Annotated in this window: 13 protein-coding genes; 6 read left to right on the top strand and 7 right to left on the bottom strand. The window is 67.8% G+C overall.

The features are described 5' to 3' along the window. Nucleotides 1-47: 47 nt before the first annotated feature. The gene (locus BLU77_RS00890; RefSeq protein WP_245708609.1) at nt 48-596 is read left to right on the top strand and encodes a YceI family protein; all 549 of its coding nucleotides are present in this window, start codon (nt 48-50) and stop codon (nt 594-596) included. A gap of 86 nt (nt 597-682) precedes the next feature. On the opposite strand, the gene BLU77_RS00885 is transcribed toward BLU77_RS00890, so the two are convergent. From BLU77_RS00885 to BLU77_RS00870, 4 genes are all read right to left on the bottom strand, one after another. Further along, a complete protein-coding gene (locus BLU77_RS00885; RefSeq protein ID WP_089771278.1) occupies nt 683-919 on the bottom strand; it encodes a glutaredoxin family protein in 237 nt (78 codons plus the stop codon). Nucleotides 920-1,035: 116 nt separating this feature from the next. Next, nucleotides 1,036-1,134, bottom strand: coding sequence for a 30S ribosomal protein bS22 (locus BLU77_RS00880; RefSeq protein WP_012085056.1), 99 nt, complete (start codon nt 1,132-1,134; stop codon nt 1,036-1,038). Nucleotides 1,135-1,281: 147 nt separating this feature from the next. Beyond that, entirely contained in the window at nt 1,282-1,497 is a 216-nt protein-coding gene (locus tag BLU77_RS00875) for a helix-turn-helix domain-containing protein (RefSeq protein WP_089771277.1), read from the bottom strand. 122 nt (nt 1,498-1,619) lie between these two features. Next, nucleotides 1,620-2,801, bottom strand: a complete 1,182-nt coding sequence (locus tag BLU77_RS00870; RefSeq protein ID WP_089771276.1) for an acetoin utilization protein AcuC — start codon at nt 2,799-2,801, stop codon at nt 1,620-1,622. A 125-nt stretch (nt 2,802-2,926) separates the two neighbouring features. Here BLU77_RS00870 and BLU77_RS00865 point away from each other — a divergent pair, with 125 nt between their 5' ends. Then, complete coding sequence (locus tag BLU77_RS00865; protein WP_245708608.1) at nt 2,927-4,324, top strand: TrkH family potassium uptake protein; 1,398 nt, start codon at nt 2,927-2,929, stop codon at nt 4,322-4,324. Between the two features lie 52 nt (nt 4,325-4,376). Then, entirely contained in the window at nt 4,377-5,012 is a 636-nt protein-coding gene (locus BLU77_RS00860; protein ID WP_245708607.1) for a potassium channel family protein, read from the top strand. 15 nt (nt 5,013-5,027) lie between these two features. On the opposite strand, the gene BLU77_RS00855 is transcribed toward BLU77_RS00860, so the two are convergent. From BLU77_RS00855 to BLU77_RS00845, 3 genes are read right to left on the bottom strand one after another with little or no spacing between them, the layout of a single operon-like run. Beyond that, nucleotides 5,028-5,744 (bottom strand): hypothetical protein, encoded by a 717-nt coding sequence (locus BLU77_RS00855; protein ID WP_089771274.1) that lies wholly within the window; start codon nt 5,742-5,744, stop codon nt 5,028-5,030. Nucleotides 5,745-5,783: 39 nt separating this feature from the next. Next, nucleotides 5,784-6,602, bottom strand: coding sequence for a pyrroline-5-carboxylate reductase (gene proC / locus BLU77_RS00850; RefSeq protein WP_089771273.1), 819 nt, complete (start codon nt 6,600-6,602; stop codon nt 5,784-5,786). 28 nt (nt 6,603-6,630) lie between these two features. Then, nucleotides 6,631-7,269, bottom strand: coding sequence for a hypothetical protein (locus tag BLU77_RS00845; RefSeq protein ID WP_139177501.1), 639 nt, complete (start codon nt 7,267-7,269; stop codon nt 6,631-6,633). Between the two features lie 159 nt (nt 7,270-7,428). Between BLU77_RS00845 and radA the strand changes: the two genes are divergently transcribed. The 3 genes from radA (at nt 7,429) to BLU77_RS00830 (ending at nt 12,237) form a co-directional block, all read left to right on the top strand. After that, on the top strand, nt 7,429-8,895 hold the full coding sequence (radA, locus tag BLU77_RS00840) for a DNA repair protein RadA (protein WP_089771271.1): 1,467 nt from the start codon (nt 7,429-7,431) through the stop codon (nt 8,893-8,895). A 32-nt stretch (nt 8,896-8,927) separates the two neighbouring features. Then, nucleotides 8,928-10,007: a DNA integrity scanning diadenylate cyclase DisA gene (disA, locus tag BLU77_RS00835; RefSeq protein WP_245708606.1), complete on the top strand. Its 1,080-nt coding sequence runs from the start codon at nt 8,928-8,930 to the stop codon at nt 10,005-10,007. Between the two features lie 523 nt (nt 10,008-10,530). Next, nucleotides 10,531-12,237: an HNH endonuclease gene (locus BLU77_RS00830; protein WP_089771269.1), complete on the top strand. Its 1,707-nt coding sequence runs from the start codon at nt 10,531-10,533 to the stop codon at nt 12,235-12,237. Nucleotides 12,238-12,441: the final 204 nt, after the last annotated feature.

Genomic DNA, 12,441 nt, shown 5'->3' with positions numbered 1-12,441 from the left:
CACCGTATTTAGTGAAACATTCAACCATTTTCTGAAGGAGTCCCCCAGTGAGCACCACCGTGACCACCGTCCCCGTCGGTATCTACGCCATCGACACTGTCCACAGCGAGGTCGGGTTCGTCGTCCGGCATTCCGGCATCTCCAAGGTGCGGGGCCGTTTCACCGACTTCGGTGGAACGTTCACCGTGGCCGAGAACTTCGCCGACTCCGCTGCGCAGGTGACGATCGAGTCCGGCTCGGTGCACACCGGCAACGAGCAGCGTGACGGGCACCTGACCAGCCCCGACTTCTGGGACTCCGCGAGCAACCCGCAGTGGACCTTCACCAGCACGTCCGTGGAGGGCGACGGTGCGGAGTTCACCCTGCACGGCGACCTCACCATCAACGGCGTCACGCAGCATGCGGCGCTCGAGGTGGAGTTCAACGGCGCCCTCGCCACCGGAGACGGTGAGGAGAAGGTCGGCTTCTCCGCTCAGACCGTCATCTCACGCAAGGACTTCGGCCTCACCTGGAACGTCGCCCTCGAGGGCGGCGGCCTCCTGGTCGGTGACAAGGTCACCATCTCGATCGAGGTCCAGGCCGCGAAGCAGGCCTGAGCACCTCCGCACGCCACCACGACGGTGGCCTGGGTGTCGCGATCTGAACGATCGACGGCATTCAGGCCACCGTCGTCGTCTGCGGATCAGCCGAGAGCAGCCTGCAGGCGTGCCGGATCGATCCGGAAGTACCCGATCTGCCGGCCGTCGACGAGGACGACCGGGATCAGCTCCCCGTACTGCGTGGTGAGGTCGGCATCATCGTCGATGTTCACCTCGGACCACTCGTCTCCCGTCCGCGCGCAGATGGCGCGCACCACGCGGCGCGCATCGTCGCACAGGTGGCATCCGGGTCGGGAGTAGAGAGTCACGCGGGGGTCCACACGACCCAGGGTACGCGAGGGGTTTCCGAGCGCGCGAAAGGCCGGACCGCTCGAAGGCGAGCGATCCGGCCCGGCGCTGGCGCAACGAGTGCGCTCCGCCTTCTCGGCGGAGTCGGCTACTTCTTGTTGCGGCGCTGGTGACGCGTCCTGCGGAGCAGCTTGCGGTGCTTCTTCTTCGCCATCCGCTTACGACGCTTCTTGATGACCGAACCCACGGGACCTCACTACGACTGGACTAAGAACAGGAACCTGAACGCGCACGTTGCGTGCTCAGAGCGTTCAGGTTGGACAGAACACCGACCCATCTTACCCGCCGTACCGCCGGGCCTGGTCCTTCGGACCAGCCGGGCGTGCGCGCGGGCTCAGCGGCCGGACACGGACCGGGTCTCACCCCAGTCCTCGAGACCGCCGGAGAGCATCTCCTCGACGGCCGCCTGGGGCACCCGGTAGGACTTACCCACGCGGATTGCAGGGAGCTCGCCCGAGTGCACCATGCGGTAGACGGTCATTCGAGAGACTCGCGCCATCTCGGCTACCTCGGCAACGGTGAGGAAGCGCGGCGCGGTGGCGTCAGCCATGTCCCTCGTCTCCCTCTTTTCTCTCACCGTCGGTGCAGGCAGTGCACCGCTGGCTCATCTGCATGGGCCCCAGATGAGCATCCTAGGGGTAAAAGGGCCTCCACGGGAACCTCTCGCCTGCATCACTCCGCCGTCAGCGGGTCAAGACCGCGCCAGGGAAAGGCTGCTCGGCGGGTCGCCCCGATGGCCTGGTCCACCGGGTCTGCGGGGTCGAATCCGTCGACCCAGCTATGCACCTGCGCCACGACACCGTCCGACATCGTGGCCGGCAGCTCGGCGTCGGTCATCTCGCGCACCCGACGCAGCCACCCCTCGGGAACCAGCGCCTCAGGGGGGATCGGCGCCCCGGCAGCGATGGCCAACAGATGCGCCCACGAGCGGGGCACGGTGGAGACGATGTCGTACCCACCCCCACCGGTGGCCAACCATCGTCCAGCGGCGTGCTGGTCGGCCCACTGACCCACCAGCTGGGCGGCCATCCGCTGACCGTCAACGGAGATGTTCATCCCGGTGAGCGGGTCGCGATGATGGGTGTCACAGCCGTGCTGACTCACGATCACCTGTGGCGCGAACTCGGCCGCCACCGGCCCGGCGACGGCCTCGATACCCCGCAACCACGCGACGTCCCCGGTCCCTTCCGGCAAGGCGAGGTTGATCGCCGAACCGCGCGCCTGCGGACCACCCACGTCCTGAGCGAACCCGGTCCCCGGGAACAAGGTCTGGCCACTCTGATGCACCGAGATCGTCACCACTCGCGGGTCGTCCCAGAAGGTCCGTTCCACACCGTCCCCGTGATGGGCATCGACATCCAGGTACAGCACCCGCTCGCACCCCTGTCCGAGCAACCAGGCGATGGCCACGGCGACGTCGTTGTAGATGCAGAAGCCACCGGCACGGCCAGGCATCGCGTGGTGCATCCCGCCGGCGAGGCTCACCGCCCGCCGGGGTTCGTCCTGCCAGACCGCGCGCGCTCCGGTCAGCGTGGCACCCGCGATCCGAGCGGAGGCGTCATGCATGCCAGCGAAGATCGGGTCATCGGTGGTCCCCAGACCTCGTACGCGATCAGGCTGACCTGCAGAGGCGGCGCGCACCGCGGCGACGTACTCGGGCTCATGCACCATGGTGAGCTCGTCGTCGGTAGCGATCTGCACGCCGACGAGGTCGACCCCGGGCGCCTCGAGCAGTCCCAGTGCCTCGATCAGGTCAAAGGTGAGGCGCAGCCGGATCGGGGCCATCGGGTGCCCGGCACCGAAGTCGTACGCGAGCAGGTCGTCGCTCCACGGCACGGTCGCGGGGAAGGGCATGCTTCACCGTAGCGCGGGAGAGCCGTCCCGGTGCACTCTCACGCCCGCGCCGCGCGGCCAGTCGGTGCGCGGGCCGCGGCGTGGCACAGTAGGCACGTTCGGCAGTGGCGACCATCAGGAGAACCGTGGCAGGCGAGCGCACGTTCCGCTCCGGCGACGACGTCGGTGTGCTGGCACGGCTGCGCGAACGCGTTGATGACGTCGCTCGTCGCTCCCCGGCGCGGTTGACCCTGATGGTGTTCGCCTCGGTGATCGCCGTCGTGACGGCCCTGCTCTCGCTCCCGATCGCCACCGCTTCCGGGGATCGGGCCCCGTTCGCCGACGCGCTGTTCACGGCCACATCGGCGGTCTGCGTGACGGGACTGGTGACGGTGGACACCGCGGTGTACTGGTCCACGTTCGGGCAGGCCGTGATCCTGATCGGGATCCAGATCGGCGGGCTCGGTGTGATGACGCTCGCCTCGATCCTCGGCCTGGCGGTCTCCCGCCGGATCGGGCTGACCCAGAAGCTGCTCGCTGCGGCCGAGACCAAGACCACGCGACTCGGTGAGGTCGGCTCTCTGGTGCGGGTGGTTCTGGTCACGATCGCCGTGCTGGAGAGCGCACTGTTCGTGGTGCTGCTACCGAAGTACCTGTTGCTCGGGCTCTCCCCGGGCACCGCCATCTGGCACGCGGCGTTCCAGTCCGTCTCGATCTTCAACAATGCCGGCTTCATCATCGAGGTGGGCGGCCTCGGCGCCTACGTCGGGGACTGGTGGATGAACCTGCCGATCATCGTCGGTGGATTCGTCGGTGCTCTCGGATTCCCGGCGATCCTGTCGATCGCCGGCAGCTGGCGCAGACCGCGGCACTGGTCCCTGCACGCCAAGTTGACCCTGGCCACCAGCACGGTGCTGTACGTGGTGGGCACCGTCGTCATCGGTGCGATGGAGTGGGCCAACCCGCGCTCGTTCGGGGCCCTGCCGGTGGCGGACCGGATCTTGGCTGCGCTACTGGCCGGTGGCACCCCGCGCTCCTCGGGCTTCTCCACCGTCGACATCGGCACGATGTCCGAGGCCACCTGGCTCGTCCAGGACGCCTTGATGTTCGTCGGTGGAGGCAGCGCCTCCACCGCCGGTGGGATCAAGGTGACGACGTTCGCCGTCATGGTCCTGGCCATCCTCGCCGAATCGCGCGGAGACCCGGACATCGAGGCATTCGGACGACGGATCGCCCCCGGCGTACTTCGCGTGGCGATCGCGGTGGCGTTCGTGGGCGCCACGATGGTGGGGGCCGGAACACTCGCCTTGCTGGTGCTCACCGACCTGCACCTGGACGTGGTGCTGTTCGAGGTGATCTCCGCGTTCGCCACCTGTGGGCTGAGCACCGGCATCACGCCTACGCTTCCCGATTCCGCCAAGTACGTGCTGGTCGCGCTGATGTTCGCCGGCCGGATCGGCACGATGACCCTGGCCGCGGCACTCGCCCTGCGGGACCGCCGCCGCGTGATCCGACTCCCCGAGGAGAGGCCGACCATTGGATAAGAAGTTCGCACGAGGGACGAGGTCGAACAGCGACCAGGGCCACGACGCAAGTGTGCTCGTGATCGGCCTCGGCCGGTTCGGTGGAGCGCTCGCCGCGACTCTGGACGAGCTCGGCCGCGACGTGCTCGCCGTCGAGCGGGACCCGGACCTGATCCGCGACTGGAGCGGACGGATCCCGCTGGTGGAGGCCGACGCCTCCAACCCGGTGGCGCTCGAGCAGGTGGGGGCGACGGATTTCCCGATCGCCATCGTCGGAGTCGGGACCTCGCTGGAGGCGAGCGTGCTGATCACCGGCAACCTCGTGGACCTGGGCACCCCGCTGATCTGGGCGAAGGCGATCTCGGCCGAGCACGGACGGATCCTGCAACGCATCGGCGCCCACCACGTGGTCTACCCCGAGCACGATGCGGGTGCGCGGGTGGCGCACCTGGTCTCGGGCCGGATGCTCGACTTCATCGAGCTCGAGGACGGATTCACCATCGTGAAGATGCGCCCGCCGAAGGAAACGCACGGATTCACCGTGGGCGAGGTCGACATCAAGGCGAAGTATGGCGTCACGGTGATCGGGGTGAAGCAGCCTGGGCAACCGTTCGAGTACGCCACCGCGCAGACGAGGATCGACGCCGGCGACACACTGATCCTCTCCGGGGACACCGTGCTGCTGGAGAAGTTCGCCGCCCGGCCGTGACCCCGCCGGCGCCCACTACTTCACGTCGTAGGCGCGCAGGGCGGTCGCCTTCTGTCCTGCCTGGGGATGGATGACGACGACGGCCCGCCGGGCGTGCTTGCTCGCGCTCAGCAGGGGCCCCTCGGGCATCCCGGGCATCACCTGCGCCAGCGGCACCGGTCGGGCCAGCGCTCGTGGCTTGCCCAGAGCGGTCTCCCACTGGACGACCTGGGGTCCGCCGGTGCCGACCTGCTGGCGCACGTGCTGGAGCAGCCCGTCGTTGTCCTGCTCGGACAGCGACGGGTGCGTCAGCAGGTCGACGCTGAGCGGTTGGGACTTCTTGTCCGAAGACACCCGCAGGCCGGTCTCGCGGGCGAGGGCGAGGTAACCGCGGTCCAGGTAGTCGCGGTACAGCTTCGCGTACAACGCATTGCGCGAGATCATTGAGTAGAGGAAGAACGCGAGCGCGATCAGCAGCATGATCGGTGCACCGATGACGATGACGTACAGCCAGACGGTGACCACGTCGTTCTCCCCGTACGTGGACCAGAACACCCGCCAGAACTGGCGGCTTCCGATCAGGGAGAAGTCGTTGTCGAGGGTGCGCATGGTGGAGCGAAGGTTCCACAGCACACCGATGCCACCGAACATGAGGAACAGCAGGGCGACTGCCTGGGAGCCGCGTTCGAGACGGAGGGACTTGCCGAAGCTACGGTGGTCGCTGAGTTCACGTTGTATCTGGTCGATCGCCATGCGCAGCACAATAGCGATGTTGCACGCGCGTGGAGAACACTACGAATCGAGCTCGCGGCCCATCTCTATCGAGCGGGTACGGACCGTCTCCGCAGCGGCGATCACCGCAGCCCGGACGCCACGTTCGTCGAGCTCGCGCAGTGCTGCCACCGTGGTGCCGGCCGGGGAGCTCACTCGCTCTCGGAGTACCACCGGGTGCTCACCGGTCTGCTGGGCCATCGCACCCGCACCGGCCACCGTGCGCACGGCCAGGTCGCGCGCCAGATCACGGCTGAGACCGCCCAGCACGCCGGCCTCGGCAAGGGCGTCGATGAGGTAGAAGACGTACGCCGGGCCCGACCCGGAGATGGCCGTCACGGCATCCTGGTACGGCTCGTCCACCCGGTAGACAGCACCCGTGCCCTCGAGCAGGGTGCTGATCTGGTCCAGGTGGGCCGGTGTGGCGTGCGTCCCGGCACTGAGCACGCTGACTCCCGCACCGATCGTGGCGGGCGTATTCGGCATCACCCGGACCACGGGAGTGCCGGCGGGCAAGCGGGACTCGAGGAACGCCGTCGAGATCCCCGCAGCCACACTGACCACGACGGCACCGGGCGTGATCGCCGGGGCGATCTCCTCGGCGACGGCTCCGATGTCTTTCGGTTTGACGGCGAGGAGCACGACCGCTGCGCCGTCCACGGCCTCGGTGTTGCTCGCAGCGGCGCGGACCCCGTGGGCGGCGGCGCGCTCACGTGCGTACTCGACCCGGCCGTCGGCTACCCGGACGTGCTGCGGGTCGACGGTGCGCAGGACCGAGGTGAGGATCGCCTCCCCCATCACGCCGATGCCGATGAATGCGGTGGAACTGGAGTTCGCCATCTGTGCTCCTTGATCGGTGGTCGCCCCGTCAGAGGGGGTAGGCGAGATAGAAGGCCGTCACTGTCTCGACGTCGGGCCCATTAACGATCAGCACGACCGTAGCGTTCGTCCAGGTCGCGCGGGCGCCGTCGTCGGTCTCTGCGACGACATACTGCCCGGCATCGGACCCGTCGACCTGGACGGCACCTGACTCGACGGGGTCCACCCCGTCGGTCAGATCGGTGAACACCTCGGTGGCTTCCTCGGCCTCCTCCCACTGGGCCAGCTGGAGCGTGACCGAGTCCTCGGCATCGGTATAGGTGAGCTGCCAAGTCTCCAGAGCGTCCTGGTCCAGCGGATCGACCTCCTCCTGTGCCGTGACGGCGTACCCGTCCACCTGGTCAGGGAGCGCTTCGAGCAACGGGGTGGAGGTGTCCCGATCGATGGGGTCCGGGGCCGTGGGCTCCGGTGTGGGCTTGGCAACCGGCTCTGCCGTGGATCTGGCGGGCCCGTCGCCGGCCAGTCGGGGCACCAACAAGACGGCGAGCACGATCAGGAGGACGAGGACGACGCCGCCGAGAGCGATCACGCGCCATCTGGCTGTCCGCGCCGGCCGGGCAGCGGCTGGGTCCTCACTCGTTCCCTCAGGTTCCGAGGGCTCCTGGGGTGCATCCCCATCGGTTGTCATGGTGCGCTTCACCTCTGCTGGTCGGTATCCGCTAGGGGAACTGTACGTGGCGGGGTGGGCGCTGCAGCAGCTCGAGCAGGGACGGGCAGGACAGGGTGTGGGTTGCGGCGGCGCAGTGTCAGCACCGGGCGATACCGTGAGCGCGATGAGGAGCACAGCATGAGGGCCAAGAGCACATTCGTGTGCGGCGACTGCGGCGCGGAGTTCGCCAAGTGGTACGGCCGCTGCCAGAAGTGCGGCGCCTACGCCACGATCGAGGAGGCAGCGCCGACCACGGCGGCGGGGCTGAAATCCACCCGGACCACCCGTGCTCCGCTGCGTCCGGCGCGGCGCGTCCGCGAGATCGAGGTCGATTCCGTGGATTCGCGGCTCTCCACCGGACTGCGCGAGCTGGATCGAGTGCTCGGCGGCGGTCTGGTGCCGGGTCAGGTGGTACTGCTGGCCGGTGAACCGGGGGCCGGCAAGTCCACGCTCTTGCTCACCGCGGCGGATGCGGTGGCCGCCGCGACCGACCGGCCGGTGCTGTACGTCTCCGGCGAGGAGTCGGTGCAGCAGCTGGCCACCCGCGCGCGTCGGATCGGGGCCGCCGACGAACACCTGCTCCTCGCCGACAGCAACGAGCTGAGCGAGACGCTCGGGCACCTGGACGCCCTGGACGGCGAACCCGCCCTGATGATCGTGGACTCGGTGCAGGCGATCGCGTCTGCCGAGGTGGACGGTCGCGCTGGTGGAGTGGCGCAGGTGATGGAGGTGGCCTCCACCCTCACCCGCCTGGCCAAGGCCCGGAACCTGCCGATGTTCCTGGTGGGGCAGGTCACCAAGGAGTCGACGCTCGCCGGGCCGCGCGCGCTCGAGCACATCGCCGACACCACGCTGGCGATGGAGGGGGACAAGCAGACACCCCTGCGGATGCTGCGTGCGATCAAGAACCGGTTCGGTCCCGCGGACGAAGTGGCCTGTTTCGAGCAGACCGATGGCGGGATCGTTGAGGTCGCTGACCCGAGCAGCCTGTTCCGCAGCCTGCGCGCCTCGCCGGTCCCGGGTACCTGCCTCACGGTCACTGTCGAGGGCAGGCGACCGATGATCGCAGAGATGCAGGCACTGGTCTCCCCGAGCACAGCGCCGAACCCGCGCCGTGGCGTGAGCGGCTTGGACACCTCGCGCGTGTCGATGCTGATCGCGATCACCGAGCGTCTGGCGGGCGTCCGCCTGCACGACAAGGACATCTTCACCGCCACAGTCGGCGGGATGCGTTCCACTGATCCAGCAACGGATCTCGCCGTGTGCTTGGCAATCGCGTCAGCGGCGAACGAGATCGCGATCCCGCTCGACTTTGCCGCAATCGGCGAGGTCTCACTCTCCGGCGACATCCGCCGCGTCGGCATGATGTCCCAGCGCCTGGCCGAGGCCGCGCGGCTCGGCTATCGGCGAGTGCTGGTCCCGATCGGGACCAGTGGCACGGCCGGCCGCCTTCCGGAAAACGTCCGGCTGCTGGAGGTCGCCACGATCCACAACGCGCTCTTCACTCTGGACGGGTTGCGGTCTCCCGCCCCGACTCGGCACCCGGCGACTACGATGAAGGCTGAGAAGGGCCGACTCACCTCCATCCGACCGGTCGACCCGTGATGACTCACGCAGAGCTGCAGAAAGGCCCTCGGGTGCCCGATTCCACACTCCCCCCGTTGTTGCGCGAGACCCTGCGCGCGGTAGCACCCGGGACCGAGTTGCGCGACGGGCTGGAACGGATCCTGCGTGGACGCACCGGGGCGCTCATCGTGCTCGGCTACGACGACACGGTGGCCTCGATCTGCTCCGGCGGGTTCGAGCTCGATGTGCGGTTCTCCTCCACGCGGTTGCGCGAGCTCGCGAAGATGGACGGCGCCATCGTGGTGGACCACGGTGCAGCACGGATCCTGCGGGCGGCGGTGCAGATGCTCCCGGACTCCTCGATCGAGACGACAGAGTCAGGCACCAGGCACCGCACGGCGGAGCGAACGGCCAAGCAGACCGGATTCCCGGTGATCTCGGTGAGTCAGTCGATGCGGATCGTCGCCCTGTACGTCGGTGGGCAGCGGTATGTGCTGGAGGACTCGGACGTGATCCTCTCGCGGGCCAACCAGGCGCTGGCAACGCTCGAGCGGTACAAGTCACGACTCGACGAAGTGTCCGGCACCCTCTCCGCGCTGGAGATCGAAGACCTGGTGACCGTGCGCGACGTCGCGGCCGTGATGCAGCGGCTGGAGATGGTGCGCCGGATCTCCGCCGAGATCTCCGACTACGTGGTCGAGCTCGGGACCAACGGCCGCCTGCTCTCCTTGCAGTTCGACGAGCTGATCGGTGGTATCGGACCGGACCTCGAGCTCGTCGCGCGCGACTACGTGGACTCGCGCAACACTCGGAGCCTGGACGAGGTACTTGCTGCACTTGCCGCACTCGATTCCACCCAGTTGATCGACCTCACGCAGATCGCCCGCATCCTCGGCGTGGGTGGCCGCCAGGGAGACTCGCTCGACTCGGCTATCGCGCCGCGCGGCTATCGGATCCTTACTCGGATCCCGAGGCTGCCGATGTCAGTGGTCACGGACCTGGTCGAGCACTTCGGCACCCTCCAGAAGATGCTCGCCGCCACGATCGACGACCTCGAGGTGGTGCACAGTGTGGGCACCCAGCGAGCGCGATCCGTCCGCGAGGGATTGTCACGGCAGGCCGAATCGTCCTTGCTGGAGCGATTCGCCTGAGTCTGCGCGGACGCTGAAGCAGTGCGGGCACTGAGGCAGCTCAGAGCACGTGAGCGTTGGAGCTCGTCGCACACGGCTGACGCACCTCACCGTGGTGCAGCCGACGGTGGTTCTCGTCCAACGTGCCGTGGTGAGGCGCCCCATGATGCGAGTCGGCAGGTGGTTGAGGAGGTACGCAGGGAATGCGCGAGCTTCTCAGACCCTTCGGACCGTCAGAATCCTGGGAACAACACCGACGCCGCGGCCTGCGCTTCTGTTCCACAGGAACTTGACTGGGTCGGTCCACTGTCATACCCCGCTGGAAGAATGTGGGGATGACGTCGACAACCACTGGTTCCATGTTCTCGGTACGGGTCGAGAACGAGCTGGCTGCCGTGTGGATGAGCATTCCTGAGCCGCTGGCTGAGGGATTCTGTGTCAATGGTCCAGGACGGGGTATCACCATCTCTCGTCTGAGCGGAACTTATCCACAGGTGCTGACGCTGTCCAGCGCAATGTCAGTGCCTTCTGCGAGAATAAAGACATGACCTCGACAGCCACTGGTTCCGCGTTCTCGGCTCCGGCCGGGAATGCGGTGCTGGCTGCCCTGCGGGAGAACGTCACCACGGCTCGGGCGGTTGATGTCGAGCGTGCCGAGTTGGTGATCGCCTGGGTGGGTGAGCGGGCGATCGACCCGGCCACCCTGGGCGCCTTGAGGGGTGGGCCGGTGTTCGACCCTGATGAACACGCGGGCATGCCGGTTCCGGACGAGCACGCGGGCCTGCCGGGGACGGAGCAGCCGATGCGGTTGGCCGGGGATGGTGCCCCATTGGTCTCGGACCTGGAGTTCACCCGGTTGGCCACGGCGTTGGGGCAGTCGAACGAAGCAGCCCTGGCCTATGTGGGTGTGGTGGTCGAGCTCGCCTACCGGCTACCCCAGTTGTGGTCCCGGGTACGGGCCGGGCAGGTCAGCATCCACCGGGCCCGGACAGTGACCCGGATGACGAAACGCCTCCCGTTCGCCGGTGCCGCCTGGGTGGACGCCCAGGTCGCCTGGACAATCGGAACCTGCACGACCGCTCAGATCGAACGCACCGTGAGTGCCGCCATGGCCACCTTCGACCCCGACCAAGCCGCCAAAGACGAACAAGCAGCATTGGAGGGGCGCCACTTCGACATCCGCCTCGACGAGGCAGGCACCACCGCGGCACCTGGACCAGGACTGGGTGTGGGGTCGGTGGTGCGGGTCGAGGGCGGCCTCGACCAGGCTGACGCCATCGACCTTGAGGCTGCGGTGACCGACCAAGCACGCGTACTGGCCGGGTTCCTACCCGGCACCAGCGAGGACGTGCGCCGCTCCATCGCCATCGGTGACCTCGCCCGCGGACACACCACCCTCCCCATCCCCGGCAGCGGTGACGGTGGCAGTGAAGGAGTTTCCGGCAGTGACGCAGCACCGACCACCACGACCGGGACCAGCATCGTGGGGGCGCCAGGTGCGGCCGGTGGGATGGGTCGGACCGTGATGCTCTACCTCCACCTGCCCGCCGACGCCCTCAACGACCACGCCGGAACCGGCACCGGTGAGAGCTCCGGTACCGGTGAGGGTGCGGGTAACTCTGGTGAAACGGGCCCTGAGTTCGGCTCCGGGATCGTGGGCCGGTGCGAAAACACCAAATCACCGGTCTCGAAAGAACAGATTCGCCACTGGTGCGCCACCGCAGGACGAATCCTCGTCCGTCCCGTGATCGATCTCGCAGGATTCACCTCCGCGTCCACGTATGAGTCCAGTCCGACACTGCGTGAACAGATCATTCTTCGTGATGGACGGTGCCGGTTCCCCTATTGCCACCGCAATGCTCGTTCTGCCGATCAGGATCATAGTGTTCCCTTCGACCGCGGCGGCCGAACCAGTTCGGTGAATATGGCCGCCTTGTGCCGACGTCATCACCGGGCGAAAACTCACACCGGGTGGTCGTATTCGATGATCACACCGGGCGTGTATTACTGGGCCGCGCCCGATGGTGTGCAGTACCTGGTCACGCCCTCCGGCACGTATCCCATCCCGAGCGCTGGGTCAGTCCGACCACCAGGGAGCAGTCCGCCCGGTGGTCACAGGCATCCCCCATATGGTGCGGCTGAACCTCCCGGCGATCCCGGCGATCCCGGTGATCTCGGTGATGCCGGCCGCCACGCCGGCAACTCCACACACTCGCATCCACCCGGCCACACCGACCCACCACCAGACTGACCACCCCGCCCCGAACCCCGCCGACACCACCCGTCGACGGGGCCATCGGTGTGTCCGGTGCCGGCACCAGGCCGGTAGCCATCGGGCACGTAGCCAGCCCGAGGCTCCCGGCCGGGATATTGGCTGCGTCGCGATGATTCACGGGCAGGGCGAACGCTCTCATCACCGCCGAACAGCGGGAACGAGGCAGCACCAGCAAACCCA

It is taken from the genome of Ruania alba (assembly GCF_900105765.1).
Classification (GTDB): Bacteria; Actinomycetota; Actinomycetes; order Actinomycetales; family Beutenbergiaceae; genus Ruania; species Ruania alba.
This window is presented reverse-complemented; position numbering and strand designations above follow the sequence as displayed.